Consider the following 26,424-nt stretch of genomic DNA (forward strand, 5'->3'; position numbering starts at 1 on the left):
CCCGCCACGCCCCCTGTTCCTGAATTTTCTCACCTCATTTCAAATCTCAGGAATTAATACGTACGTAGTAAGCGTTACTTAGTAGAACGTTATAGATGTAATTGACGAGAACCGTTGAGATAGCTCTGTAGCCTTTTATCAACCTAATCGTCCTTTATGGCCACACCAAAATTCATAGCGCCTTCCAACTCTTTTTATGCCGAGTTGAAAAGCCGCACCAATGCCTACTTTGCAGAAGCTGGGGCACACCCCACGGGCAACTACAAATTGTATATCAAAGCGGCTGTGCTGATGGCCAGCATGGTTTTTCTGTACACCCACCTGGTGTTTTTTACCCCGCCCATCTGGCTGGCCCTCATTGAGTGTATTCTGATTGGCGGCGTGACGGCGGCTATTGGCTTCAACGTGATGCATGACGGCGGCCACGGCAGCTTCAGCAAGAAGAAATGGGTCAATGAGCTGGCCGGGTTGTCTCTGAACATGCTGGGCGCCAACATTCACATGTGGACCACCAAGCACAACATCATTCACCACACCTATACCAACATTGACGGGGTAGATGATGACCTGGACGCCCGTCCGTTTCTGCGGCTGTGTGAGAACCAGCAGTATTTAAAGATTCACCGGTACCAGCATTTCTATTTCTGGGGGGCTTATTCCATGCTCTACCTTTACTGGATCTTCTTCACAGATTATGTGAAATATTTCACCCAGAAGGTAGGCGATATTCCTATCAAGAAGATGACCCGCAAAGACCACCTTTCTTTCTGGGGTTTCAAGGTGGTGCACTTCATCCTTTTTGTGATCGTGCCCATTTATACGGTAGGCTTTCTGCCGTGGCTGCTGGGGTTCCTGCTCTATGGCATGTTCACAGGCCTGGTGCTGAGCATAGTATTCCAGCTGGCCCACACGGTTGAGCACGCGCATTTCCCAATACCCACGGTAGAGACAAACCGGATTGAAGATGAATGGGCTTTGCACCAGCTGAAAACCACTGCCAGCTTCGCCACTAAGAACAAGCTGGTGTCTTGGTTAACGGGAGGTCTGAATTTCCAGATTGAACACCACCTGTTCCCTAAGATTTCGCACGTGCATTACCCGGCCATCAGCAAGATCATCAAAGAAGCCTGCGCCGAGTTTGGGGTGGCCTACCATGAGTACCCTAAAACCAGAACGGCTATTCTTTCCCATATTGCGCATCTAAGACAACTGGCCTTGCAGCCGGTTCTGGTGCAGCGGTAGACAATCCCTAACCTACAGTAAAAAGCTGTTTTGGGGCTGGTTTTCAAAAACCAGCCCCAAAACAGCTTTTTACTTTTTAGGCAAGGCAACCGGAATGACTATCTAGTGTAAGCCTTTAGGCAACAAATACACTAAATACATTAAGGATTACCTTTCAAGCAGGGTGTGGCCACTGTAAGTGACTATATGCTGGTCAATGGCTCTTTTCGCATTCAATTCCCTTCGCCGGGAAAGCACTCCCGTGCGGGGGGAAAGGGCAATCTGGCAGTTCTAGTAGCGCTGCAGTCGCCGCAAGCTGGCTGCAAGGCTATTGAGCCTGCTCAATCTGCTGCACCATTTCTTCATCTGATAGAGACTCAATCCAATCCTTGGGCAGTGCCAGCCGTACGGTTTGCGCCTGACCGCTGGGGGTGCAGACTACGGTGACAGTGCCTGCTTCTGATTCTGAGAGTTCGGTGGCTTTTTCTGCGGCTTCGCCTCCCAGGCCGGCATAGGCTTGCACACAGGTCCAGGTGAGGTTGTTTTGGTCAGTAACTTCGCGTTGGGTCATTGCGGTAAGATGTAAGTTAAAACTGGTGTAACGGATACCGCCGCAAAAGGGTGGAGCCATTAAGAAATAGCGTCTGTTTTTGGCCTGTTTTCGCAAAAACAGGCCAAAAACAGACGCATCAATTAAAGTGGTGCGGCAAAGGCTACCGGGCGTCATTCAACTTGGCGAAGATATCAAGGCTAATGTAGCGGCCGTTCTTTATCTCGCAGTCAACCATGGTTCCTTCATGGGTGAAATGTAATTTCCGCACGGCTTTTTTACAGATCTCATTCTCCGTCTCCACCAGCCCTTCAATACGGTGGAGCCCAAGGGGGCCGAAGGCATACCCAAAAATAAGCGGCATGGCTTCGGGCATGATGCCCTGGCCCCAGTACTCTGGCAAAAGCCAGAACCCTATTTCAGCTTTTTTATGCGCCAAACTTATGCTGCTCAGCCCGCCCGCCCCATAGAAAAGCTGGTTGTCTGCAGAGCACACGGCCCACCAGATACCGGTCTGGCGGCGCTCATTCTCCCAGAACCAGTCCAGCTGGGTCTGGGTATCTTCCAGGCTGGTGTAGTTGACGCCGTAGTAGTTGATCACGTCTGGGTGGGAGAGGCCCCGGAATACATTCTCCAGGTCAGAGGGTTGGAACCGGCGCAGCAACAGGCGCTCGGTTCTTAGTTCCGGAAAGGCAAGGGGGAGAAGACTCTCTGGCAAGGCATTCATATCTCTGACACGTTCATTCCCAAAGGTATATTTTTCAGGGGAAACGCAGAAAGTATCACCGCCTACGTCACGCTGTTGAGAAGGTAGCCTTTATTCCATAGAGCAGATGACCGCGTTCAGCTGCTCCAGGAACAGGTGGAGATGGTAACCATCGGCTAAGGCATGGTGCAGGGCAATGCTCATCGGCAAGGTTACTTTCTCCGCGTGAACTTCTATTCGGCCGAAGGCGATTTTAGGCACCCCCGCCTCCTGCGGATTGACGGAGGTGGCATGCTCCATTCCCTTGAAGGGGAACCAGGGGAGGGTGGTCATGTGCAGCAAATCGGGGCCCTGGTGACCAATAAACACGTCTTTGCTCTTCTTGGCATCATCAATCAGGGCGCGGGCGTGCGCGCAGAAGGCGGGCAGTGAATCTTGATGCGGCAGGCTCACAAAGGCAATGGTGTGGTTGTCTTTGAGCACGGTGGTAGAAAGGTCCAGCCCCTCATACAACACTACCTGCCCGTTCTCCAGCCGCAGCCGGAAGTTCTCCGTGGCGCGGGCGGCCTGGAGCGTGGCATAGAGGTACGCAAGGAAAACAGAGGTGTTTTCTTGCCTGCAGAACCGGTGTAGCGGCGTAAGGTCTACCTGGGTGTGTACATTGAAAAAGGGCTGTGTAAAGGTTCTAAAGAAGTTGAACTGCTCTTCCCGCTCCCAGCCCTCAAGTGGAATTCTCTTTTTATTGTATTTCGAAATCATAGGTTGCTAACCGTTTCTCAATGCCTTTTCTGTTAGTGTGCACCACCAGACTGCCTCTGGTTTGCAGGAGCTGCTCTTCCTCCAGCTGGGCCAGCAGCCGGTTGAGGTTGCGCTGCGAGGTGCCCAGCAACTCAGTGAGCAGAGGCTTGGAGATCTGCAGTTCATTGAGGCGGGAAAGCTCCCGTAACACAATAAGCAAGGTGTAGATGAGGCGGTTTGTGCTCTGGATAGACGTCTGCAGGGAGGTGTTCAGCAGTTTAGAGGCCATGGAACGGTGCACCAGCAGGTTAAAGTCTGCCTCCTGCGCCAGCATCTTCAGAAACTGCACCGTGCTGATGTGGTAAAAGGTGCAATTGGTAAGCGCCTGTACGGTGCAGAAGTAGGGCATGTGCATGATAGCCTCCACATCACCCTCCACTTCGCCCGGGCCGAAAACCCCCAGCGTAAACGAGGAGCCGGCGGCGGTGGTTCTGGTGACTTTCACCAGACCGGCGGCCAGGATATAGACCCCTTGGGGAGTGGCGCTTTGCTTCAGGAGAACCTGCTGGGCGGCGGCATGCACCTCGGTGATCTGGTAACGCTCCAGCAGCGCCGGGTGCGCCTGCATAAAGAGAGTGACCTTGGTGCGGTACTCGGTATAGAAATGCTCATCCATGCTGCAAACTTAGGTGTTGCGCCCGGCGCAAGAAAGGACATTTGTCTTCCTCTGAAAAGGGGGGAGAGAGAGTACCGTTGGGTTTTCTGTTTTTGGCCTGTTTTCCAGAAAACAGGCCAAAAACAGAAAACCCAACGGTACTGGCTGTAAGAGGCACTTCAAACGGGATAGAGCAAGGGTACCAGTGTCTTTTGGGCGGCTTACATTCGCCAGCAGAGTCAAATTCCAATCAACTTCCAGCAGGGCCAGAGAAGGAACTCTAGTAGCCTGTTCCCCGCTGCCACCTCAAAAATCCTGCACCTCAATAGAACCTACATACGGCTCCAGTACCTGCAGGGCAGGGGCGGTAGGCTTGAAGTTGGTGATGACCTCCAGCCCGTCTTTCTGCCAGACCTCTACCAACTGGTGCTCCAGTGAGTAAAGATGAATCTCCCAGCCTTTGTACTCGCGCTTAGACAGAAAGCTGCCTTGCTGCCTGAGCACCTTTGACTGCATCCAGCCGGGGAGCTTTTTAAAGAGATTATATTCAAACATGAGGTTTTCAGCCTAGGGTTACTTTCTAAAGGTCAGCCAGACCAAATAAGTTTCCTGCTGAAAGATAAACAGAATCTGCCTGACAGGCTACGGTTCTGCTGACATGGAAAGGAGTGCGGGCACGTTCTGAAAGATGGCAAATCCTTGTTTGGGTGCGGGCATGTTTCCTATATTAGCCCCATGAAAACCGAATTAATCTCTTCCCGTTGGAGAGGCGCCCGTGCCTTTTCCCGGTCCCTGCTCCTGTCTTGTCTGCTGTCGGCGCCGCTGGTGCAGGCCCAGCAGAAGCAAGACCCCATGGTGGCCAACATTGTCAAAGAAGCCAACCAAAACTCACAGCTTGAAAAACTGGCCCATGAGCTGGTAGACGTGATTGGCCCGCGCCTGGTAGGCAGCCCGCTGATGATGCAGGCGCACAACTGGGCGGTTGAAAAATACAAAGGCTGGGGCATTTCGGCCAGAAATGAGAAGTGGGGCGAGTGGCGCGGCTGGCAACGGGGCATCTCCCACATTGACCTGGTGCACCCGCGGGTAAGATCCTTAGAAGGCATGCAATTGGCCTGGAGCCCCGCCACCAAAGGCAACAAACCGTTGGTAGCTGAAACCATTGTGCTGCCAGACCCCGCTGATTCCCTGGCGTTCCAGAAGTGGCTGCCCAACGTGAAAGGCAAGCTGGTGCTCATCTCCATGCCCCAGGCCACCGGCAGACCAGACTACAACTGGCAGGAGTTTGCCACCAAAGAATCTTTTGAGAAAATGAAGCAGGAGCGCACCGCCCAGACCAATGCCTGGAATGCCCGCTTCAAGAAAATGGGCTACACCAGCCGCACCCTGCCCGCCGCCCTGGAGAAAGCCGGTGCGGCCGGAATTGTCACCTCTAACTGGTCAAACGGTTTTGGGGTGAACAAGATCTTCAGTGCCTATACCAAGAAAATTCCCGCCGTAGACATAGCCCTGGAAGATTACGGCCTGGTCTACCGCCTCACTGAGTCTGGTCAGAAACCCAAACTGAGCATCAAGACTGAGGCCAAGGAGCTGGGCATGCAGCCCGCCTTCAATACCATTGCTGAGATCAAGGGAACAGAGAAACCAGACGAGTACGTGATCCTTTCGGCGCACTTTGACTCCTGGGACGGCGGCTCTGGCGCCACTGACAACGCCACCGGCACCATTGTCATGATGGAGGCCATGCGCATTCTCAAAAAGCTGTACCCTAACCCCAAGCGTACCATTCTGGTAGGCCACTGGGGCAGTGAGGAGCAGGGGCTGAACGGTTCCCGCGCCTTTGTTGAAGACCACCCGGAGATTGTGAAGAACGTGCAGGCGCTGTTCAACCAGGACAACGGGACCGGCCGCGTGGTGAACATCTCCGGACAGGGTTTTTTACATGCCTATGACTACCTGGGCCGCTGGCTGGCCAAAGTGCCTTCTGACATCAGAAGCCAGATTGAGACCAACTTCCCCGGCTCACCGGGCGGCGGCGGCTCTGACTATGCCTCTTTTGTGGCGGCCGGTGTCCCTGCGTTCTCATTAAGCTCCCTCAACTGGTCTTACTTCAACTACACCTGGCACACCAACCGTGACACCTATGACAAAATAGTGTTTGATGATGTGCGCAGCAACGCCATTTTAACGGCTATTTTAGCCTACATGGCCAGCGAAGACCCGGCCAAGACTTCGCGCGAGCGCATTGTGCTGCCGGTTAACCAAAGAACCGGTGAGCCAATGAAGTGGCCTGAGCAGAGAAGCCCTACCCGCAAAGGTGGCTTAGAGTAAATCCTGCTTCGGCTTTGCCGAAATCAAGAATGCTATGAGGGGCCGGGTCACCAGACCTGGCCCCTCTGTTTTTGGCCTGTTTTCTGGAAAACAGGCCAAAAACAGAATATGTTATGGAGTAGTTACGCTTCTAATTATGCAACGCAGGTAGGATCTGGGTGATGAACAGGGTAAGCTCCTGCTGACCGCTGCGGCCATTCACCGCCAGAATTGTTTCAAGAAGACTGAGCGCAGCAAAAGTGCTATTTCTGATAAGGGCTTCTGTTTTGCCTGAAGGATATTAAAAAAGCCCAGCAGAAGGAGAACAGGCAAACTTTTCTTTCATCTCCAGCCTATTCTTTGTAAGTTGAGAGCTATTTCTCACCAACCACCCCTGCATGATGTATAGACTTTTGTTTCTGATCCTGATGGTAAGCGTAGGACTCTCTGCTTCGGCCCAGCAACAACACACCCTTCTCTCCCCAGACGGGAAAATCACAGTAACGGTAGACCTCAAAGACAAAATCACCTACGGCGTGCGCCATGAGGCAGACGTGGTACTTGCACCCTCTCCCATTTCAATGAAACTGGCCGGCGGCGAAACCCTGGGCACTAAGCCAAAGCTGCAGAAAGCCCAGAAAACTGCCGTCAACCAGACCATTCAGGCGCCAGTGTACAAGCGGGCTGTGATCAACGATCAGTATAATGAACTGGTCCTGACTTTCAAGGGCGACTACCGCGTAATTTTCAGGGCTTACAATGACGGGGTGGCCTACCGGTTTGCAACTTCTAAAAAGAAAGACTTCGTGGTAGAGGGAGAAGAAGCCACCTTCCACTTTCCGGCTGACCAGACGGCCATTGTGCCCTACGTGAAACTGGAAAAGAAAACGTCTACAGAGAAGAAGTCCTCTATTGAGTCTCAGTTCTGGAACTCGTTTGAAAACACCTACATTCACAGCCCTTTGTCTAAGCTGGACCCTAAGCGGCTGGCGTTTCTTCCGCTGGCGGTAGAGGTTACCCCCAAAAAGAAGGTGGTCATCACTGAGGCTGATCTGGAGAATTACCCGGGCATGTTCCTGGCCAACCAGAATGGCGGCACCTCCTTGAAAGGGGTGTTTGCGCCCTATCCTAAAAAGGTGGAGCAGGGCGGGCACAACCAGCTACAGCTGCTGGTGAAGGAGCGGGAGAACTTTATTGCCAAAGCCAAGGGCACGCGCCTGTTCCCGTGGCGCACCCTGGTAATCTCGTCACAGGACAAAGAGCTGGCAGACAGTGATATGGTGTACAAACTGGCTTCGCCGTCACGGGTGAAAGACGTGTCCTGGATCAAACCGGGAAAAGTGGCCTGGGACTGGTGGAACGCCTGGAACATTGGCGGGGTGGACTTCAAGTCTGGCATCAACAACGCCACCTACAAACACTACATTGACTTTGCGGCGGCAAACAAGATACAATATGTCATTTTAGATGAAGGCTGGGCGGTAAAACTGCAGGCAGATCTACTGAAGGTGATTCCTGAGATTGATTTGAAAGAAATTGTCAGTTATGCCAGACAGAAGAAGGTAGACATTATCCTGTGGGCGGGCTACCACGCCTTTGACCGGGACATGGAGAACGTGACGCGCCATTATGCCAGCATGGGCGTGAAGGGGTTCAAGGTTGACTTCATGGACCGCGACGACCAGCAGGCGGTAGAATTTTACAACCGGGCGGCTGAGATTGGGGCTAAATACAAGATGCTCATAGATTTTCACGGCGCCTATAAACCTACCGGCCTGCAGCGCACGTACCCCAACGTGATCAATTTTGAAGGCGTGCACGGCCTGGAACAGATGAAGTGGTCTGACCCTGATGTTGACCAGGTGACCTATGACGTGACCATGCCGTACATTAGAATGCTGGCCGGGCCCATTGATTATACCCAGGGCGCCATGCGCAACGCCACCAAGGCCAATTACCGCCCCGTGTACTCAGAGCCTATGAGCCAGGGCACCCGCGTGCGCCAGCTGGCCATGTACGTGGTGTATGAGGCCCCCCTGAACATGCTGGCAGACAGCCCCACCAACTATATGAAAGAGAAAGAAAGCACGGCTTTTATTTCGGCGGTGCCGGAAGTATGGGACAACACAGTGGCGCTGGACGGAAAGATAGGAGAGCACATAGCCATTGCCCGCCGCAAGGGGAACGAGTGGTACGTAGGTGCCCTCACCAACTGGGATGCCCGTGACCTGGAGCTGGACCTGTCCTTCCTGGGCGAAGGTTCTTTCCAGGCCGAGGTTTTCAAAGACGGGGTGAACGCAGACAAGCTGGCCTCAGATTACGTGCACCAGACCGTAGAGGTGCCGCAGAACCGCAAACTGAAGATCTCCATGGCCCCCGGCGGCGGCTACGTGTGCAGAATCTACAAAAAATAAAGGGGAACATCACGTACCCAGGAAAGCAGCGGCTGGCATTTGACCAGACCGCTGCTTTTTTTATTCAGAAATGGGGTGGGCTGCCCAGCAACCGTCGCCAAAAGGTGGAGTGGCTTTTCAGGCTGGTGGCGGGGCAAACTCACGGCTGCCGGTACAGCGGGTCCTGTCTTTCTGTTTTTAGCCTGCTTTTTTGAAAGTAGCCCAAAAACAGATGAGGCGGCCCCCAGTAAGGCGCAGACCCCGCTTGTGACAGGAAGTAATTCTCCCACTAGTGGCAGTAGGCTGTTTCCTGTTTTCGGCCTGTTTTTCTGAATACAGGCCGAAAACAGGAAGGAGGTCTCTCTTGCACCCGTGTCTTTTTTGTGATGGTTTTCTTGTAAAAAGGCAGGAGCAGTTTCTTCTTCTACTTTCTTCCCCCTGAGAAAAAGATCAGCGAACATATGCAGGAGGGGCGTCAACCAGCAAGGCGTTCCTGGCTGGCCCGCAGGATCTATGCAGGAGAACAGAGCGGTTTCTCTGCTTTCTTAGGCATATTTACTCCTTTAGGGCAGATAGTGCGCGCTCCACTTTTATCAGGAGGGGTTGCAGCTCGTGCTTAAGGGCGTGGCGGTTGGCCAGGTAAATAAATACACTCATGCCCAGGATAATCCCCAGATTGAAGATCATCTTCCCCGGGCTTAACGGGAAACCACAGATAAACAACACCATGCACACGGTGAACGGGAGAATGTACCAATACCAGGCACTCTTCAGGAGCTGCGCCTGCCGCAGCAGGTACTGGCGGTACTGGTGCAGATACTCCTGGAGCGGGGCCGAAAAATCCTGAACCCGGTTCTGGCGGGCGCGCTTTAACTGAAAGACAATGAGCAGGCACCACGGGATCACCAGCCCGGCACCCAGTTTGGTCAACGGGAAGGGCATGAGCCAGGCGGTGAGCGCAAACACCGGTAGTACCACCAACGCCACCCCAATTTCCCGCCGGTCACGGGTTTTAATCTTTTGGTCTGTTGCCGTAGCCTCAGCCCTTATTTCCTGTAACAAGACCTCCTGGTTGAGGTGTATCTGGCTTGGCGAAGGCCCCTTCTGCCAAAGGTTTTTCAGATCCTGGTCTAGCATAATGTTGGTTGTAAACAGGTGAACAGTTTCTCTCTGATGCGTTTCATTTTCACGGCCACGTGGTTTTCAGTGAGGCCGGTGACGGTGGCAATTTCCTTGTAGGGCACGTCTTCCAGGTACAGCAGCACCAGTGAGCGGTCAGTCTCGTTGAGTTTCTGGATGCAGGCCTGCAGGGCCTGGAGCTGCGCCTCCTTTTCCGGCTCTGCCGAAACCTCTGGCAGGTTCTCAAACCGGATGCTGTCTAGCTGTACTTTCTTTTTCTGCTCCTTCTGGCTTTTGTGCCGGGCCTGCCAGCAGACATTCAGGGTGATGCGGTAGACCCAGGTGCGCACCTGCGCCTGACCCCTGAACGTGGGCAGCGACTTCCAGATCTGGAGTACGGTTTCCTGGAACAGGTCCTGGGCTTCTGCCTGGTCACGCGCATAGGAGCGGCAAATCCGGAAGAGGCGGTCTTTGTCGGTTTCCAGGAGTTGCAGGAAAAGCGTTTCTGGTTGTGGTGGTTCCATGGGCAGAGAATTGGCCGGTACACCAGATTAGTGGGCGCATCCCCTGAAATATGACAGGTTAAGTAAACTTTTTTTTTGCGGAAAGGGCATGCGTTTTGGGGCTGTTTTTGGGAAAACAGCCCCAAAATAGAAAACCGCTTTTTGCTGCCACTGCCTAGGGCGCAGCCCTGCGGGCTGAAAGCGGCCAGGGCAGTGGTACCCTTAACTTGGGTAAACGGTAGAATGTGTTCACCGGCGGCTGCAACAGAGCAGAAGCTGTTCCTGAGGCCTTGCTTTCATAGGCGCGTTTGGGGTGTGTGGGAAACCTGTCTTTTCCTAGTCCTCCTTGCCCTTGGCTTGTACGTTCTTCTTGGCTTCATCATAAGTAGGGTTGGGCGAAGGGAGTTGGGCGTTGCTCTGGGTGAGCCAGGTTTGAAGCTTACGGTACAGAGCCTCTGCGTCTTTGGGGTGGGTGGCGTAGAGGTCTTTCTGCTCGCTTATGTCGGTAGACAGGTCATAGTACTCTTTCTGGCCGGTTTCATAGTGGTAGACCAGGCGCTTGTTTCCTTCTAGCACCGCGCTGTACATGGTAGAACCGCCCCGGTGGTAGTGGGGGTAATGCCAGTACAGCTGGGCATGCAGCGGCTTTTGATAGGGAGCCCCGGTGAGCACCGGCAGAAAGTTGGCCCCGTCATAGGTTTTCACGTCTGTGGCGCCAGCCACGGCCGCCAGGGTGTTGAACAGGTCCATGCTGATGATAGGCTCTTCTGAGGTAGTGCCGGGTTTTATCTTGCCGGGCCATGAGAAGATGGCCGGAATGCGCACACCGCCCTCATAGGGCCCGCCTTTGCCGGCGCGGTAGGGCAGGTTGGAGGTGATCTGCTTCTCGGTGTTTCTGGCACCAATGAGGCCGCCGTTGTCGCTGGTGAAGATGACCAGCGTGTTTTTCTCCAGGTTCAGCTTTTTGAGGTGGACAATTACGCGGCCCACGTTCTCATCCAGCTCTTTGATCATGCCCGCGTAGGTGGGGTTCCGCTGCTCACCCGTGGCTTTTTTGGCTTTGAAATAGTCAATATCGGTTTGCCTGGCCTGCAACGGCGTGTGCACGGCGTAGTAGGGCAGGTACACAAAAAAAGGACTGCTTTTTTTCTCGGTGATGAAGTTCAGAGCGGCATCTGTGAGCTCTTTGGTGTCTTTGCCACCCGCGTTGGGGTCTGTGCGCTCTTTGGCGTTCTGGCCCTCCACGTACACATCAAAGCCCTGGTGCTCCGGCCCGTATTTCTTGTCGCGGCCCAGGTGCCACTTGCCCATGGCGCCGGTGGCGTAGCCCTGTGTTTTGAGCACTTCGGCCAGGGTGGTTTCGTCTAGTGGCAGGAACATGGTCCAGTCTGGCACCTGCAGTTTGGCGTACGGCATGTTCTGGCCGGCAATCCAGTCAGTGAGGTGCAGGCGGGCCGGTGATTTGCCGGTCATGAGCGCCGCCCGGGTGGGCGAGCAGACGGTGCAGGCAGAATATGCGTTGGTGAACCGCATGCCCGAGGCGGCCAGTTTATCCAGGTTGGGGGTCTCGTAGAAACTACTTCCGTAGCAGCCCAAATCTGTCAGGCCCAGGTCATCAGCCAGAATTAAGATGATGTTGGTTTTTTGAGACTGGGCCGGTGCGCTGAGTGCCGCAAAAATGAAAAAGAGAACAGACAGAATTTTTCTCATGGGTTGCCTCTGGTTATAGCCGCTACGTTGGCTGGTTATTCTACAGGGAAGGTAGCAAATGCAGAGCGTTTCTTTTTCTGGTTGGTCAAGCCGTCTACAATATTGTTATGATTCGCTACTTCTTTTTTAGAAAGACACCGTTGAAAGCAAGAACCAAACGGTGTGCATGCGGCTGGGCATCTGGTTTGGACCTGTTTTGGAAAAAGTAGCCCATAAACGCCTGTGGCGCGGAGGCGGTCTGGGCAGCGGCTGTTTACTTGGGTTGTTGCCCCAGATACCCGCTTAACGGGAGGCCTTTCGCCCTTGTTCGCGTAGGCTACTTTCGGCTGAAAGCCACGTTGTTCTGCCTCTTTTCTCCCGCCTGCGGCCTGCGGCCGAAAGCAGCCCCGCTTGCCGGCAGGGAGCGGGAAACAGGGGAGCTTTTCAGTAAATTCCCTTCGGCCGCAGGCCGGGCCATTTATTAAACAGACCTTAAAGAAGGGGTAGGGCAGCGGGGGCAGAGGCCGGACCCCGCGCACCCTGGACAGTGGCAAGCGGGAAATTTCTGTTTTTAGCCTGTTTTCTGGAAAACAGCCCTAAAACGCTTGCTGTCTCTGGACCCGGTTTCCTGAAAGTGACCAAGCTGTTTGGTAATAATTGCTTTTACAACCATCTGGTTTCCACTAAATTCGTTCAACAGAGGAGACTTCACTCCAACCCCATTGAACTATGAACTATACTCTTTTAGGCGACACCGGCGTGCTGGTCTCTGAGCTTTGCCTGGGGGCCATGACCTTTGGCGGAGACAACGCGGGCATGTGGTCACACATTGGCAAACTGCAGCAAGACGAGGTCAAGGAGCTGCTCAAACATTCTATAGATGCGGGCATCAACTTTGTTGACACCGCCAACGTGTACTCGTTTGGGCAGAGCGAGCAGCTGCTGGGCGAAGGGCTCAAACAGATGGGCGCCAACCGCCATGACCTGTTCATCGCCACCAAGGTGCGCGGTAAAATGGGCGAGGGCGTGAACCAGCAGGGGCTCTCCCGGTACCACGTTTTCCAGTCAGTAGACGCCAGTCTGAAGCGCCTGCAGACAGACCACATTGACCTGCTGTACGTGCACGGGGTAGACGTGGCCACGCCGGTAGAGCAGATTGTGCAGACGCTGCATGACGTGGTCATGACCGGGAAAGTGCGCTACGTAGGCGTTTGCAACTGGCCCGCCTGGATGGTTATGAAAGCCATTGGCATTGCCCGGCAGCACGGCTGGCACCGCTTCAAAGCCATGCAGTATTTTTATACACCCGCCAACCGAGACGCAGAGAGAGACCTGCTGCCGCTGGCGCTGGACCAGAGCCTGGCATTTCTGCCCTGGAGCCCGCTGGCAGGTGGTTTTCTGTCAGGCAAATACACCCGGGAGCAGACCAACACCGGGGGCGAGTCACGGCGTGATACCTTTGACTTCCCCATCATTGACAAAGAGAAAGCCTATGACATCATTGACGTGCTGAAAGAGATAGGCCAGAGGCACCATGTGTCTGCGGCAGAGGTGACGCTGGCATGGGTACGGCAGCAGAAAGGCGTGACCAGTACTATTATAGGTGCCAAAAAAGTAGAGCAGCTCAAATCAAACATTCATTCAACGCAGGTGCACCTGTCTCCAGAAGAAATTCAGCAGATCAACCAGGCCAGCCAGCATGAAACCGGCTACCCCAACTGGATGGTGGAACGGCAGATGACTGGCCGGTTCCCGGAAAGAAAATAAAATCAATGGTTTTTCCGCCTTGCGGAAGAGGGTCAGCGCCAAAAGCGTTTTTGGGCTGTTTTTTGAAAAACAGCCCAAAAACGCTTTGATAGGTGCAGATCACAGGGCTTGGCTGGGAAGCAACCTGCCCCCCAAAGTGGGCGCACCTGGAGGTTGCGGTTGGCAGCGGTTCTTTGGGAACTAAACGTACCCTGGAAAGTAACCCCGTAGGCTCTTACTGGCCAGATACAGAAATCCTGCTGTGAGGCAGAAACTATTTTGCAGAATTTGATCCGGCCCTTTCCGCTGGACAAACCCCAGCCACCCGTAAGTCAGGTCAAAGAAGCTACCCTAGGCAACCGCCCACTGGGGGAAACTACTGGAAGAAGACCTCAGCCAGTCCAGGGCATCTGCGGTGGTATGAAAAAATTTGAGTTCATAGCAGGCATCGCCGGTCATGAGGCAGGACTCCAGCTCCCGGGCATGGTTGGGGTCTTCAGGCACAACCAACGCCAGTTGCCTTATGTCTTTGTCACAGAGGTTAGGAACCAGATAGTGTGTAATCCAGAGGTGGTCTTCTGGTAAGGAGTACCCCCGGGCGCGGCTGTCTGACACAATTTTTTTAATGCGGTACTGGCCAATGAAATCAAGGTACCGCCTGTAGCCCTCCTGATATTCCCGGGAGCTTGGTGCCTGCACCCAGGTGTGCATCAGTATGTGATCTTGGGGAAACAGCTGTACCTGGTACTGCTGATTTTGCTCTAGCGTAATAGGACCCTTGTTCATAACAAAGTAGATCATTCGTATTTAATTTTCTATAAGTAGTCAGTAATAGTACAAGTGTCGCTTGCTGTCAGGTAACCTGCTTGCGCTGAGAAGAACACACAGATACCTATTCCTTATACTTCAGAAATAGTAAAAAGGTAGGTATGACGAATACTTTTTAAAGAAAAATAATAATTACGAAACCTTTGGGGCGGGAGAGAGGGCCGGGGTTTTGAAACTGGTAGCAGCAATCAAAAATCTCTTCGTTTTCAGCACGTTTAAAAGGCTGGTCTTTGCCCTCACCCACTGCTATTGGTCTTTCCATGGTTTTTAAAAGACTTATTAAACCTCATTGTCTTTTTAAATGCCTTGGCTCCGGTAGCCCCCTCAAACACGGGAGGCCGTGATCTTCTCCCATACGCTATATGAGCATGTTTGCATTTCAGGCATCAGAAGAACCTGATCTGGCGGTTGCCTCGCACCATAGCGCTGTTATGCTGTCTAAAAATGCTGCCAGAGCCTATTGTTTCCACGTTTTCGCCTGAAAAACCAACATAGACAAGCTCTAACAGGCAAAGCTGCTACCCTCCGTTTCACAGGAGGAATTGCACCGGTACAGGCCGCGGGCCTGAGGGTAGGCATGGGGTTATCATAATTAGCTTGTAAATACTCAGGCAAGGAAAACGAAACAGTGAGATGGTGCTGCCTGTTTTGAAAACTGAAGCGAGTTTATCAGAATATAAACCAACCGGCTTATCTTTGGAAAACAATAAATGAAGTGCCCCCGCAAAAAGAGGGTGCCTGGTTCGCGAAAGAACTGGTGCAGATCTTCTGGCGGGGAAAGTAATCTTCCAGCCCTAAGGAACCCGCCATGATCACCATCTACCATAACAACCGGTGCAGTAAAAGCAGGGAGGCACTGGCCTTATTGCAGAACTCAGGACAGCCTGTGCAGGTGGTCCCTTATCTTACAGATACGCCCTCTGTAGATGAGCTTAAAGCGTTACTGGCTAAACTTCAGCTTGGGCCGGAGGACCTCATCAGAAAAGGGGAGAAGCTGTACAAGGAAGTATATGCGGGGCAGCACCTTACCACAGATCAATGGCTTCAGGTACTTCAGGAGAATCCTATCCTCCTGGAGCGCCCCATTGTGGTAAACGGTGACAGAGCCGTGGTGGCCCGGCCACCGCAGGTAGCCCTCACTATTCTGTAAGACCAGGGGTAACAGCCGGAGCTTCGTCTGGCGGGGGTAAAAGGTCTGCTGGCGGGGCGGGTGGGGCAAGCCGAAGGTCATGCCGGGAAAGGGACCGTACCGCCAGCACCACACTCACCACGGTCAGAACCGCGCCCATCAGAAATGGGGCGCCAGGGAAGTACAAGTCGGCTCCACCACCGGTGAAATAAGCGAAGAGGTACGTCATGAGGGGAGGGCCCACAATAGAGGTGACGCTGACCAGGCTGGTAAGCCCGCCCTGCAATTCGCCCTGTTCATTGGGGGGCACCTGGGTAGAGATAATCCCCTGAATGGCGGGGCCGGCTATCCCCCCCAGGCAGTAAGGCACCAGAAAGACAAACATCATCCACCCGGCCGGGGCAAAGGCAAAGAGCAGAAACCCCACCGCATATAGGGCCAACCCATAGTAGACTGAGCGCTTATTTCCCAGCCAAGGGTTAATGTACCGGATGAGCCCTCCCTGCACAATGGCCACCATAAGCCCCACAAACCCCAGTGAGCGGCCTACCATTTTCTCATCCCAGCCAAATTTTTCCATGGTGACATAGCTCCAGGTGCTCTGGGTGGAGTGGGCGGCAATGTAAATAAAGATGAGCGACCCTACCAGGCCCGCAATCACCGGGTAGCGCTTCAGGTGCAGCAGCGAACCTACCGGATTAGCCCGCTTGAACACGAACGGCCGGCGTTGTTCTTTGGGCAGTGATTCTGGCAGCATGAAGAAACCGTACAGCCAGTTTAACAAAGTAAGCCCGGCCGCCGCGTAAAACGGTACCCGCGCCCCATACTGTCCCAGTTCCCCACCAATTACGGGCCCAATTATGAACCCCAGCCCAAAAGCCGCGCCCATCATGCCAAAATTCTGCGCCCGCTTCTCTGGGGTGCTCACATCTGCAATGTATGCGGTGGCGGTAGTCATGCTGGCCCCGGTGATACCGGCTATGATACGGCCTGCAAAAAGCCAGGCAATGCTGGGGGCCAGGGCCAGCAAAATATAGTCAATCCCAAACCCGAAGAGGGAGAACAACAGCACCGGGCGGCGGCCGAAGCGGTCAGAGAGATTGCCCAGCACCGGGGAGAACAGAAACTGCGGCACAGAGAAGGCCAGCATAAGCCAGCCTCCGTACACAGAGGCATCACTCAGGCTGCCGTTAATCAACTCACTGATCAGTTTGGGGATAACCGGAATAATGATCCCAAACCCAATCACATCTATGAGCAGGGTGACAAATATAAACCCGAGAGCAGCTTTACGTTGGCCTTTCATGCTGTGTTAAATTTTAGCAATAATGCTAAAAATACTGGAAGAATTATAGAAGAAAAAAATGGGAAGTTGTTCAGCGTGCAAAAGAATCTGTTCATCCTGCAATATAAAGTGTCTGGTACTGTTGATCGAGGGAATGGCCAGCTTTGCCTTCAGGCAGGATTGACTGGTCTAAAAGGAGCCGTAGGCCTGTTTTTCTGGTGCAACTTTGCAGCATCAAATCACACAGAACTCCACACCATGAAAAAAGTAATTCTCGCTTTCGCCCTGTTCGTATCTGTTGCAGGTGTTACTACTGCGAATACCCCCGCTAACAGTTCAACGGCCACCGCTGTCACTTCGGCCCGTGAGTTAGCCAATGCCCTGCTGTTAAATGAAGCACAGTATGTAAAAGTGAAGACCCTGGAGGGTGTGAGAATAGAGGAGGTGAAAGCTGCCCAGGCCTCTTTGACCGGCGACGCCCTTACTGCCAGCCTGGCGGTCATTCAAGAGAAATTCAACAACGCCCTGCTGTTGGTTTTAAACCCGTCGCAGCAGAAAGCTTTTGAGGCTTTGAAAAGCGGGCAAGGGGTTCCGGCTATTGCCCAAGGAAAGTAGAGACAGACAAAATATATATATACAAACAACCCTGAAAAGACCCGCTCCTAAGAGCGGGTTTTTTTTTGACGCTGCTGTTCGGCGCTAAGGGAACTTAAACGTGTGCGCTGGTTGCCATATTTCTGCAATCCTCTTTCGACTTCTGTTGATCATTAAGCAGATGCCTGTCTAAAGCGGGTCAGGTAGCCAAAGATGGGGACGCAGTGAACGGCTGGGGTAAGGCCTTTCTGTCACCTGGCAAGTATGTCCAATTCCCGTCTCAGGTTTTCTTTCGCCTGCGCCTCAAACAGGGCGGTGAAATGGCCGGTTTTAAAAATCTGTTCCTGGTCCAGGAAATGTTGCAGAACCTTTCTTCGGCCGGGTTTGTAGAGAACATCTGGGTAGACGCTGTATTCTTTTCTGATTAGCTGCGTGTACTCCCAATACGTAAGCCACCCGCTCCCCAAGATGGATAAGTCCAGGTCAAGCAGCAGGTTGGTATCTGGTTGCGGTTGCCGCTGGTGCTGCTTTGTAGCCAAGATCATGTGGCCCAGCTGGTCAAGGTCTGCAGGGGGAAGCACCAGCCCTTTCATGCGCTGGCAGGCCAGTTGGGCGCTCTTCTCCTCGTTGTCATTCCGGGTGGTTTTATAGACCGCATCATGGTAGAAAATGGCCAGCTTGAGCAGAAGCGGCCCCTGTGCACGTACCTGGTGGGTTTCTGCCAACTGCAGCATACTCTGGATATGGTGCAGGGTGTGGTAGTGCCTGTTTTTACCAGAGTACGCAGCCTCCAGTTCAGCCCATAACTGCTGGATACGCGTTTCCTCCTGCGTAAAGTTCAAAAGCAAGTCTTGCCAAACAGGATAAAGGGCGGGCGTCATCTGGGGCCGTTCTAAAGGTTACTCATAGGTCAACGTAATCTGTAAGGGGAAAGCCGAAGTGTCAACGGGCACCTCCTGAACGGTGAACCTGGGGTGTTGAATCAGGAGAGAGGTGTTACCGGCCGGAAGCGTAACGTGAAAGCCCCCCCCGGCATCTGTCACCCCCAGAGAATCCTGATTGCCACTTAGCACAAGAGCGCCAGCCACCGCTTCGCCCAACGGGTTCACCACGTGCCCAGACACCTGTATCGCCTGAGCGGCCGCGTGGGTGGTGCCGGGCCGTTTCTTCAGGTTCTGGATCTGATACTGCTGGTAAAACGCGAAGGCAATACAAAGCAGCACCACTATAATGACCGCCGCGGTTTGCCAGACCGGAAGCAGGAACGTTCTTTTCTTGCGTTTCTTTGCCTGGATCAGTTTCTTTAACCGTCCTCTGGTTTCTTTCACTGCTTTCTGCACGCGCCGGGGCGGGGTCACGGTCATTCCTTCCACCAGGTCACTGCAAAGGTCACAGGAAAGCAGGTGCCGTTCTATCTGGTGGTGCAGATGGTCTGGCAGGGTATGGGCCTGGTACTGTCTCAGCAGTTCCAAAGGAGGATGTTCCTCTGTTTCCAGTTGCGGAAGTTGGTTACTGCTCATAGTTTTTCTTCATGTAAATCATCAGGTTGCGTTTGCCGTTCTGGATGTGGCTCTTCACTTTGGCCAGTTCAAACCCTGTACGCTCCGCAATTTCCTTATAGCTCTGCTGTTGCAGGAAAAACAGTTCCAGGCAAATGCGTTGCTCTGGGCCCAGGGTGACCAGGCCCGCCTCCAGCACCTGCAGCATTTGCTCTTGTTCCGGCTCCTGTTCTGTAATAGTCAATGCCCAGGCGGCGGTTTCCAGCTGGGCGGGATTGCTTTCGTCTAAAGGGGCCTCCAGCCGGTTTCGGCGGGACCTTAGCAGCATGAGGCAATGGTTGCGGGCAGTGCTGTGCAGCCAACTCTTGAAGTTGGCCACCTCATGTTTGCGCAGAGAAACGAGCAGGTTCTCAAAGATCTGCATGGTAGCGTCTTTGCTTTCCTCCTCCTGCTTGAGGTATTTGAGGCAGACCAGGTACACCATTTCGGTATACCGCTGAAAAAGTTCTCCCACACAGTCTACGTCACCCGTTTGCTGGTATTGCTCTACCAGTTCCTGGTCGCTGGGTGGCTTGGAGCGGGAGAAGAGTTTCAGAAACATGCGGCAGGGGTAGCGTTAGGTCATTAAAGAAACTGATTATTTCCCAGGGGGAAAACAAAAACCTGTTGGTTTCTATCTGGTAGATGCAGCGGCGGGTCAATTTCCATAGGGTACCCCGGAAAATAATCCCCCTTGGGCAGAAAAGGCCAGAAAATGGCAGGCAGATGGGGAAAGGCCGCCTGGTCTGTTTTTGGCCTGTTTTCTGAAAAACAGGCCAAAAACAGACCAGGGCAGGCTAGGAGAGAACCCGCTGGCGCCTGAGCCATTTAAACACTTCCATGACCACAAAAATGATCATGGCGGTGGGCACCAGCTTGAGCCACTCCTCAAAATAAATTGGCTCCAGTTGCAGGGTAGTGGCCAGAAAAGGAATGTAAGAGGCGGCAATGTGCAGTAGCTGGGACGTCAGAATGCCGGCAACCAGGAGGTAGTTGTTGCGCAGGGGCGTCTTGAAGAGCGATTTGGTCTCAGAGCGGCAGTTCAGCACATGGAAGTTCTGGAGCAGCACCATGAGCATCATCAGGGTAGAGCGGGCATGCGCCATCTCCAAGTGGTTCACTTCGGTAAGGATGTACCACACCACCAGCGTGATGCCTGCAATGAACACCGCAGAGAGCAGCAGCTGCTTGATCATTAACTGGTTAAAGATCCCTTCTTCTGGTTTGCGCGGCGGGAGTTTCATGACCGAGGCGTCTCCTTTCTCAAAAGCCAGCCCCACGTCCTGAATACCGTTGGTGACAAGGTTGAGCCACAGTAACTGCACGGCAATAAACGGCAGCTCCAGCCCCAGGATGAGGGTACAGGCAATCAGGAGCAGTTCAGCGGCCCCCGTGGAGAGGAGCATGTAGATGATGTTGCGCAGGTTGTTGTAGGTAAACCTTCCTTCTTCTACCCCAGCCGTAATAGAGGCAAAATTATTGTCGGTAATAATGAGCGAGGCTGTGTCTTTGGCCAGGTCTGTGCCGCTGCCCATGGCTATGCCAATATGGGCGGCCTTGAGGGCGGGGGCGTCATTGGCACCGTCACCGGTGACGGCTACAAAATGGCCGTTCTCCTTCAGGGCCTCTACAATTTCTTTCTTCTGCAGCGGCGTTACCCTGGCAAAGACATGTTTCCCTTTTAGCATCTGGGCAAAGGAGGCAGGCTGCTGCTCCTGAATCTGTGCCAGCTCTTTGCCGGAGATGACCTCCTGTGCGGTTTGAGCCAAACCCAGCTGGCGGGCAATGGCAAAGGCCGTTTCTGGGTGGTCACCGGTGACCATGGCCACCTCAATCCCGGCGGCCTGGCACTCCTGAACCGCTGCTTTGGCCTCTTCGCGGAGGGGATCTATAAGGCCAATAATCCCAGCCAGGGAAAGTTCTGGAAGCCCCTCCAGATGCACCTCCCTAACGGGCCCGCCCGCCAGGGCAATCACCCGGAAGCCCATCTTGGCCAGTGCCTCTGTTTTCTGAAACAGCAGCCCCTGCTGGGCGGGCGGGAGTTTTTCAGCAATCACTTCTACGGCTCCCTTCATCCAGAAGCAAAGCTCCCCCTGCTGCCGGTAAAACACTCCTGAGAATTTGTTCTCAGACTCATAGGGTACCATTTTCTCTACCTCTACCCCCGTCAGGAAATAGGCTGGGGAAACCCCTGCCTTATAGGCCAGCGCCAGCAACGCCACATCTACCGGGTCACCGGTGTATTCCCAACCGCTGGCGGTTAGCTGGAGAGAAGCCTCATTGCACAAGACGGCCGCCTGCAACAGGGGTTGGAAATGGGGCAGGGTGAGGGCGGCGGGGCTACCGGTAGAAGTTGATATCTGGCCGCTCCCGTTATACCCTTGGCCGGTTACGTCCAGGTGCTGACCGTCTGGCAGTACCAGGGCCTGTACTGACTGCTGATCCATGGTCAGCGTACCCGTTTTATCAGACGCGATCATGGTGCAACTGCCCAGACCTTCTACGGCCGGGAGCCTGCGCACAATCACGTTGCGTTTGGCCATGCGGCTGGTGCCAATGGAAAGCACTACCGTAAGGGCCACCGGGAGTCCTTCCGGAATAGCTGACACGGCAACGGCAATCATAAATAAGAAGATTTCCATGACTTCCATGCCGCGCCACCAGCCAATGCCCCCCAGTAGCACGCACACCACCAGCACCACCTTGCTGATGGTGCTGGCAAAGCGGTCCATGCGTTGCAGGAGCGGTGGCCGCTCAGCATAAGAAGAGGCCAGCGAATCAGCAATCTTGCCCATCTCTGTCTGGATGCCGGTACTGGTGGCAACACCCCAGGCGCGGCCCTTGAGCACGGTGGTGGCGGCAAATGCCATGTTCACCCGGTCGCCCAGACTCTGCACTTCATGGCTCAGGGCGGCCTCCTGCTTCATGACCGGCAGGGACTCACCTGTCAGCAGGGCCTCTTCAACGGTCAGCTCGTTTACCTGTGCCAAGCGCACATCACAGGGTACTTTCATGCCAGACTCCAGCAGTACCACGTCTCCGGGCACCAGTTCCTGGGCGTCAATCTCAACCATCTGCCCTGCCCGCCTTACCCTTGCCCGCACCCGCACCATGTTTCTGAGGGCAGAGGCATTGTACTCCGCCTTTGACTCCTGCCAGGTGCCCAACAACGCATTGATGACAATGATGGACATGATAAAGGCCGCATCACCGGCAGTGCCGGCAAATAGGGAGATTACGGCAGCAGCAATGAGTACATAGATGAGAGGGCTCAGGAACTGGCCCAAAAAGATCTGGAGCAAGGTCTTGCGCTTGGGCTCGGGCAGCTTGTTCAGGCCATACTGCTGTTGGCGTATTGCTACTTCCTGCATACGCAGACCTTCCGGACTGGAGCCAAGCTGTTTCATGGTTTCTTCCGGGGTGAATTTATACCAGGGGGTGAGCATAGGCTTGGTTAAGTTTAGGAATGAATGAAATAATGTGGAACAATAGGAATACTGATCTGGTAATTCTCTGCCGGTCAGGCTGGTTTCTGCTTTTTCTGTTTTCGGCCTGTTTTCTTGAAATCAGGCCGAAAACAGGCATGTGAGGCAAGGAGACACCAGCTACTGAAGGAGTAGGCACCCAGGATAACTACTCCCGCAACCTGCAGCTTGACGGCCTTGTAGGCAGCGGGGGCAATCAGGTGGGGGTTGACCCGCAGAGATCGTACGCCTCCCGCAAGATTCTCCTGAGCCGTTCCCCGCCTATGCCTAGTTCTTCCAGCAGGTAGGGTTTCTGGCAGATATCTTTGCACAGGACCATCTTCTCCTGGAGCAGGTGCTGTTTCTCAAAGCTGGTGAGGGTGGTGAGGGTGGTAAGAGGGTAGATGCCGGTTTTCTCTATCAACTCCTTGAGGCTGTTGCCCTCAGGGTAGTTCCAGCCCAGCAGGTGCAAACCGGCACATTGGCCGTAGGTGATGGCATCTAGGGTGAACCGGGTGTTGGTGACCACCCAGCCCTGGTAAAAGAGGTCTTCGCGGCCAGATTTTTTCCGGAGCTCGGCCTCTACATCCCTGAAGCGCGAATGGATGTAAAGCGGGATCTTGACATCACACTGGTAGGTGGACTGGTTATGGAACTTGCACTCAATGATGAAGTACTGGTAGCCTTTGGTGGCTATCACATCAATCTCATGGTTCACACATTGTCCCTTCATGATCTGCCCAACAGACACCTGGTACCCCTGGCTTTTGAGCAGCTCCCCAATAAAACGCTCAAACGGGTAACCAGACGGCCCCAGCTCCATGATGGCGTTCTTGAGTTTGTACCGGGCCGCCAGGGCGCCGGGTTTGCCTTTGAGCAGCGCAAAGGCTTTTTTGTAAATCTGTCTGGTGGGGATTCCCTGGTACAGCAGGCCTTCTACCTGCGGAATGATGGTGTTGATGATGGCTTCGCTCGCCCCGGCGGCCGCTAAGGACTTCTTCAGTTTCTGGTAAGAGAATGCCGCGGTCTCGCCAGAAGATTTGGTCACCAGTACGTTCTTGGGTTTGGTCATAGGCTAATGGGCTATTGGAACATTTCCGGTTGGGGTGTAGTGAGGGCGTCCAGCTGGTAGAGGTCTCTCCGGAACTGCACTTCTCCGTTATCATCTACCCAGCTGGTGTAGTAGGCCAACTTTACGGGTATTGGTTTCGGCAAATAAAAGTTTTTTTCCGGACTTGTCTGCTGCAGTGCCTTTGCCGGCTGCAGGCCGTCTGCCCAGTTCTGGTCAAGGAGGTAGGCCCCCAGCTTTTCTGGGTTCTGCACCCGCACACACCCGTGGCTGTAGGCCCTGATAGGGTGAGAGAACAGGCTTTTAGCCGGGGTGTCATGCAGGTAGATGGAATGCTGGTTGGCAAACATGAACTTGATACGGCCCAAGGCATTGTGCGGGCCAGGCTGCTGTACTACCAGAATATTCTCCCGGGCGGCATCAAAGTTCTCCCAGTTTATGGCAGAGGGGGAGACGGGTACCCGCGTCTTTCCTTGCAGCCGGTACACCACCATGTTGTTCTGGGCCAGGTACTGCGGGTTGGTTTTAAGCATGGGGGCTATTTCCCTTTTGATAATGCTTTGCGGTACGGTCCAGGTAGGGTTGACCACCAGGTAACTGATCTTGCTTTCCAGAGGCACGGTCTGGTAGATTTTTGGCGTCTGGCCAATGACCACCTGTGTCTCCCAGACCTGTGTGCCTGTTGAGTCAAGCAAGTGCAGCATGAACTCCGGGAGGTTCACCAGGACCAGCGGCTGTGGGGTGCGGGAAGAGTCAGCTTGCCACCGCTGCAGGTTCAGTGCCAGTTGCGCCCGCCGCTGGGCCGGGGTGATGTTGAGGGCTTCTAAGGTGGCCTGACCGGCCACCCCGTCTGCTTCCAGCCCGTGCCGGCGCTGGAATTTCTTTACGGCCTGGGTGAGCAGTTCATCAAAAGAAGAGTCTGTGGGCGAGGCGAGGCTGGGCAGGTCCCCCATCAGAAACAAATTAGTTCTGAGGCCGGAAATGAGCGGGTCTTTTTCGCCGGGGCGAAGGCAGGTTTTGTTCGGGAACGTGGTCCACAGGTTGTCTTCATCCAGGTGCTGGTATTCCTGCAGGGCGGCCTTTAGTCTTTGTATCTGAACAGCTGGAACAAAAGTTTTAGTTTGTCCCCAGGCAGAAGCGCAGAACAGGAGCAGGAAAGGTAGCAATAAGAGACGTGCCTGAACATTCATTTAGGGGGAATTAGGAGGATACTGGTTACTGCACTGGTTGCGGTTTTAACTTTCCAGACCAGGAGGAAGGCAAGGTTTGGTAAGGCTCCTCCGGAAGCGCCAATAACGGAATAAAGGCCTGATAGGCCAACTCTTTGGTAATACTCTTGTGGAACAGCTGGTCCCAAAAGCCCCGTTCATGGATTGAGACCGCCAGAAGGTCCATGTGGTGTTCTGCTACAAAGGTTTTAAGGCTTTTCACCACATTGCTCCCCGGGAGGAGCACCACCTGGTACTCATTGCCAGGGTAATGCTTGGTGATTTCCTTTAGCGGCTTATAGTCAGAGACCAGTTCGCGCTGTTCCTCTGGCCTTACGTTCACAATACTTACCTCAGACTTGAAAGGGGCCGCAAACTGGAACAGCTGCTTCAGAAACACCGTCTCCTCCCCTTCAAAATCTGTGGCATAGGCTATCTTATGGAAGCCCTTAAAGGTGACATTGGCCGGAATGGCCAGTACCGGGCAATGGGCCGCCTTGATAAACGAAGCGGTATTGGTGCCAATAAATCTGTCAATGAAATTGCTGGCCCCGCTGGTGCCCATCACCACCAGGTCTACCGCCTGGGTCCGGATGAGCTCATTCAACTGCCCTACCAGTGAGCCATACAGACAGAAAGTGTCCACTTCAAACTGGAACGCATGCTGCAGCCTGATCTGCTCTGCCTGTTTCTGCAGCTCCTCCTCACAGTCTTCTACCAGGCTGGTGTCTACCGGCAGCAGAATCAACCCTTCTGGCGTGCTGGAGGCGGGTAGCTCTACGGTATGAATCAAAAGCAGCCTCCCTTTCACGCGGCGGGCCAGTGCTACCGCAAAGTCAACAGCATTGGCGGCATTCTTAGAAAAATCTGTGGGAACCAGTATGGTAGTCATGGGGAATACGTCTGTCAGGGTTTGGTGCTTTCCAAAGCCTTTACAAAAGTAGCGGTTGCGCCCGGGTGGCCAGATGATGGCGGTCAAAGGTGAAAATGATCTTCATCATGCCTTAAAAAAGTGACCTCTGCCCAAACGCCAACGTCTGTTTTAGGGCTGTTTTTCTGAAAACAGCCCTAAAACAGACGTTGGCCACAGGTAGTGCAGGCGCTCCATTTTTATAGAAGCTGTTTATAGTTTTCCCTTTTCTATGGTGATGAACCGTGACGGCACTTGGGCAGGACGCAACCGAGCGGGTGTGTTTTCATTTTGGGGCTGCTTTCCAAAAATCAGCCCTGAAACAGAAGCTTATTGACCCTAAAGGCACAAGCAGAGGCTTACGCCATACATTTAAGTAAAACGGCTAAACAGCGTCCTTTTTTAGTTGACCAGCAGAAAAAGGGTAGGAGCGGCTTTCAGGTTTTTTAGCTTGGTAGAGAGTTTGGCTGTAACCAGTTCAGCCAACCGGCCGTGAAAATGGGTGGCCACGGTCTGGTGGAGGAGCTGCCGCCAGGGCTTTCTGTCAAACAGCAGGACAGTTTGATCCGGGAGGGAGAGGGCCTTGCCCATCAGCAACCAGCATAGGAGGGTGTACAGCCGGGGTACAACCTCTTCCAGCTCAGGGGTGAAGGCAGGAGAGTAGGGTAAACGGTAGAAGGCCGCCGTAAACGTGTCAACCAGTTGGCTAATGTCCTCCTCCTGTAGTATTCCCTGGAGTATCTCCTCCAGATGGGCAGTGGGAGCCATA

The 26,424-nt window shown here is 53.8% G+C and carries 26 protein-coding genes; 6 read left to right on the plus strand and 20 right to left on the minus strand.

Annotated features, from left to right (window positions below; translation table 11 throughout):
* Positions 1 to 156: 156 nt before the first annotated feature.
* The gene (locus FHS90_RS18685) at positions 157 to 1,242 is read left to right on the plus strand and encodes a fatty acid desaturase family protein (protein WP_182514157.1); all 1,086 of its coding nucleotides are present in this window, start codon (positions 157 to 159) and stop codon (positions 1,240 to 1,242) included.
* 307 nt (positions 1,243 to 1,549) lie between these two features.
* Here FHS90_RS18685 and FHS90_RS18690 read toward each other — a convergent pair whose 3' ends face one another.
* The 5 genes from FHS90_RS18690 to FHS90_RS18710 all read right to left on the minus strand — a co-directional run bounded on the left by FHS90_RS18690 (position 1,550) and on the right by FHS90_RS18710 (position 4,425).
* Positions 1,550 to 1,852 (minus strand): hypothetical protein, encoded by a 303-nt coding sequence (locus tag FHS90_RS18690; protein WP_246387209.1) that lies wholly within the window; start codon positions 1,850 to 1,852, stop codon positions 1,550 to 1,552.
* Positions 1,853 to 1,934: 82 nt separating this feature from the next.
* Positions 1,935 to 2,498 carry a GNAT family N-acetyltransferase gene (locus FHS90_RS18695; RefSeq protein ID WP_182514158.1) on the minus strand — a complete coding sequence of 188 codons (564 nt, stop codon included), beginning with the start codon at positions 2,496 to 2,498 and terminating at the stop codon, positions 1,935 to 1,937.
* A gap of 90 nt (positions 2,499 to 2,588) precedes the next feature.
* On the minus strand, positions 2,589 to 3,236 hold the full coding sequence (locus tag FHS90_RS18700; RefSeq protein WP_066836752.1) for a CatA-like O-acetyltransferase: 648 nt from the start codon (positions 3,234 to 3,236) through the stop codon (positions 2,589 to 2,591).
* On the minus strand, positions 3,217 to 3,891 hold the full coding sequence (locus tag FHS90_RS18705; protein WP_182514159.1) for a Crp/Fnr family transcriptional regulator: 675 nt from the start codon (positions 3,889 to 3,891) through the stop codon (positions 3,217 to 3,219). Before FHS90_RS18705 ends, FHS90_RS18700 begins: the two co-directional genes overlap by 20 nt.
* A 285-nt stretch (positions 3,892 to 4,176) precedes the next feature.
* Positions 4,177 to 4,425 carry a hypothetical protein gene (locus tag FHS90_RS18710; protein ID WP_182514160.1) on the minus strand — a complete coding sequence of 83 codons (249 nt, stop codon included), beginning with the start codon at positions 4,423 to 4,425 and terminating at the stop codon, positions 4,177 to 4,179.
* 180 nt (positions 4,426 to 4,605) lie between these two features.
* On the opposite strand from FHS90_RS18710, the gene FHS90_RS18715 reads away from it, so the two are divergent.
* Together FHS90_RS18715 and FHS90_RS18720 are read left to right on the plus strand one after the other, a co-directional pair.
* Positions 4,606 to 6,201: a M20/M25/M40 family metallo-hydrolase gene (locus tag FHS90_RS18715; protein ID WP_182514161.1), complete on the plus strand. Its 1,596-nt coding sequence runs from the start codon at positions 4,606 to 4,608 to the stop codon at positions 6,199 to 6,201.
* 377 nt (positions 6,202 to 6,578) lie between these two features.
* The gene (locus FHS90_RS18720) at positions 6,579 to 8,594 is read left to right on the plus strand and encodes a retaining alpha-galactosidase (RefSeq protein WP_182514162.1); all 2,016 of its coding nucleotides are present in this window, start codon (positions 6,579 to 6,581) and stop codon (positions 8,592 to 8,594) included.
* Here FHS90_RS18720 and FHS90_RS18725 read toward each other — a convergent pair.
* The 4 genes from FHS90_RS18725 to FHS90_RS18740 all read right to left on the minus strand — a co-directional run bounded on the left by FHS90_RS18725 (position 8,582) and on the right by FHS90_RS18740 (position 11,905).
* Positions 8,582 to 9,034: a hypothetical protein gene (locus FHS90_RS18725; RefSeq protein ID WP_182514163.1), complete on the minus strand. Its 453-nt coding sequence runs from the start codon at positions 9,032 to 9,034 to the stop codon at positions 8,582 to 8,584. The genes FHS90_RS18720 and FHS90_RS18725 overlap by 13 nt on opposite strands.
* Positions 9,035 to 9,128: 94 nt before the next feature.
* A complete protein-coding gene (locus FHS90_RS18730; RefSeq protein WP_182514164.1) occupies positions 9,129 to 9,710 on the minus strand; it encodes a hypothetical protein in 582 nt (193 codons plus the stop codon).
* Positions 9,704 to 10,216, minus strand: coding sequence for an RNA polymerase sigma factor (locus tag FHS90_RS18735; RefSeq protein WP_066836769.1), 513 nt, complete (start codon positions 10,214 to 10,216; stop codon positions 9,704 to 9,706). Before FHS90_RS18735 ends, FHS90_RS18730 begins: the two co-directional genes overlap by 7 nt.
* 315 nt (positions 10,217 to 10,531) lie before the next feature.
* Positions 10,532 to 11,905: a sulfatase gene (locus FHS90_RS18740; protein WP_182514165.1), complete on the minus strand. Its 1,374-nt coding sequence runs from the start codon at positions 11,903 to 11,905 to the stop codon at positions 10,532 to 10,534.
* Positions 11,906 to 12,613: 708 nt separating this feature from the next.
* On the opposite strand from FHS90_RS18740, the gene FHS90_RS18745 reads away from it, so the two are divergent.
* Complete coding sequence (locus FHS90_RS18745) at positions 12,614 to 13,651, plus strand: aldo/keto reductase (RefSeq protein ID WP_182514166.1); 1,038 nt, start codon at positions 12,614 to 12,616, stop codon at positions 13,649 to 13,651.
* A gap of 330 nt (positions 13,652 to 13,981) precedes the next feature.
* Here the strand turns inward: FHS90_RS18745 and FHS90_RS18750 are convergent, their stop codons facing one another.
* On the minus strand, positions 13,982 to 14,431 hold the full coding sequence (locus tag FHS90_RS18750) for a hypothetical protein (RefSeq protein WP_066836778.1): 450 nt from the start codon (positions 14,429 to 14,431) through the stop codon (positions 13,982 to 13,984).
* Between the two features lie 142 nt (positions 14,432 to 14,573).
* On the minus strand, positions 14,574 to 14,720 hold the full coding sequence (locus FHS90_RS18755) for a hypothetical protein (protein ID WP_182514167.1): 147 nt from the start codon (positions 14,718 to 14,720) through the stop codon (positions 14,574 to 14,576).
* A gap of 546 nt (positions 14,721 to 15,266) precedes the next feature.
* Here FHS90_RS18755 and arsC point away from each other — a divergent pair.
* Positions 15,267 to 15,608, plus strand: a complete 342-nt coding sequence (gene arsC, locus FHS90_RS18760) for an arsenate reductase (glutaredoxin) (RefSeq protein WP_066836781.1) — start codon at positions 15,267 to 15,269, stop codon at positions 15,606 to 15,608.
* On the opposite strand, the gene FHS90_RS18765 is transcribed toward arsC, so the two are convergent.
* Positions 15,598 to 16,893, minus strand: a complete 1,296-nt coding sequence (locus FHS90_RS18765) for a TCR/Tet family MFS transporter (protein ID WP_182514168.1) — start codon at positions 16,891 to 16,893, stop codon at positions 15,598 to 15,600. The two genes, arsC and FHS90_RS18765, sit on opposite strands and share 11 nt — an antisense overlap.
* Positions 16,894 to 17,130: 237 nt before the next feature.
* Between FHS90_RS18765 and FHS90_RS18770 the strand changes: the two genes are divergently transcribed.
* Entirely contained in the window at positions 17,131 to 17,487 is a 357-nt protein-coding gene (locus FHS90_RS18770; RefSeq protein ID WP_182514169.1) for a hypothetical protein, read from the plus strand.
* Between the two features lie 230 nt (positions 17,488 to 17,717).
* On the opposite strand, the gene FHS90_RS18775 is transcribed toward FHS90_RS18770, so the two are convergent.
* From FHS90_RS18775 to FHS90_RS18810, 8 genes are all read right to left on the minus strand, one after another.
* Positions 17,718 to 18,347, minus strand: coding sequence for an HD domain-containing protein (locus tag FHS90_RS18775; RefSeq protein ID WP_182514170.1), 630 nt, complete (start codon positions 18,345 to 18,347; stop codon positions 17,718 to 17,720).
* An 18-nt stretch (positions 18,348 to 18,365) separates the two neighbouring features.
* The gene (locus FHS90_RS18780; protein ID WP_182514171.1) at positions 18,366 to 18,986 is read right to left on the minus strand and encodes a carboxypeptidase-like regulatory domain-containing protein; all 621 of its coding nucleotides are present in this window, start codon (positions 18,984 to 18,986) and stop codon (positions 18,366 to 18,368) included.
* Positions 18,976 to 19,566, minus strand: a complete 591-nt coding sequence (locus FHS90_RS18785) for an RNA polymerase sigma factor (RefSeq protein ID WP_066836792.1) — start codon at positions 19,564 to 19,566, stop codon at positions 18,976 to 18,978. Before FHS90_RS18785 ends, FHS90_RS18780 begins: the two co-directional genes overlap by 11 nt.
* Positions 19,567 to 19,801: 235 nt before the next feature.
* Positions 19,802 to 22,450: a cation-translocating P-type ATPase gene (locus FHS90_RS18790; RefSeq protein ID WP_182514172.1), complete on the minus strand. Its 2,649-nt coding sequence runs from the start codon at positions 22,448 to 22,450 to the stop codon at positions 19,802 to 19,804.
* Between the two features lie 235 nt (positions 22,451 to 22,685).
* On the minus strand, positions 22,686 to 23,540 hold the full coding sequence (locus FHS90_RS18795) for a PDDEXK family nuclease (protein WP_066839531.1): 855 nt from the start codon (positions 23,538 to 23,540) through the stop codon (positions 22,686 to 22,688).
* Between the two features lie 11 nt (positions 23,541 to 23,551).
* Positions 23,552 to 24,727 (minus strand): L,D-transpeptidase family protein, encoded by a 1,176-nt coding sequence (locus tag FHS90_RS18800; protein WP_182514173.1) that lies wholly within the window; start codon positions 24,725 to 24,727, stop codon positions 23,552 to 23,554.
* A gap of 25 nt (positions 24,728 to 24,752) precedes the next feature.
* A complete protein-coding gene (locus FHS90_RS18805; protein WP_182514174.1) occupies positions 24,753 to 25,637 on the minus strand; it encodes a universal stress protein in 885 nt (294 codons plus the stop codon).
* A 420-nt stretch (positions 25,638 to 26,057) separates the two neighbouring features.
* Positions 26,058 to 26,423, minus strand: a complete 366-nt coding sequence (locus tag FHS90_RS18810) for a hypothetical protein (RefSeq protein ID WP_182514175.1) — start codon at positions 26,421 to 26,423, stop codon at positions 26,058 to 26,060.
* Position 26,424 lies beyond the last annotated feature (1 nt).

This window comes from Rufibacter ruber (genome assembly GCF_014138425.1).
GTDB classification, from domain to species: domain Bacteria; phylum Bacteroidota; class Bacteroidia; order Cytophagales; family Hymenobacteraceae; genus Nibribacter; species Nibribacter ruber_C.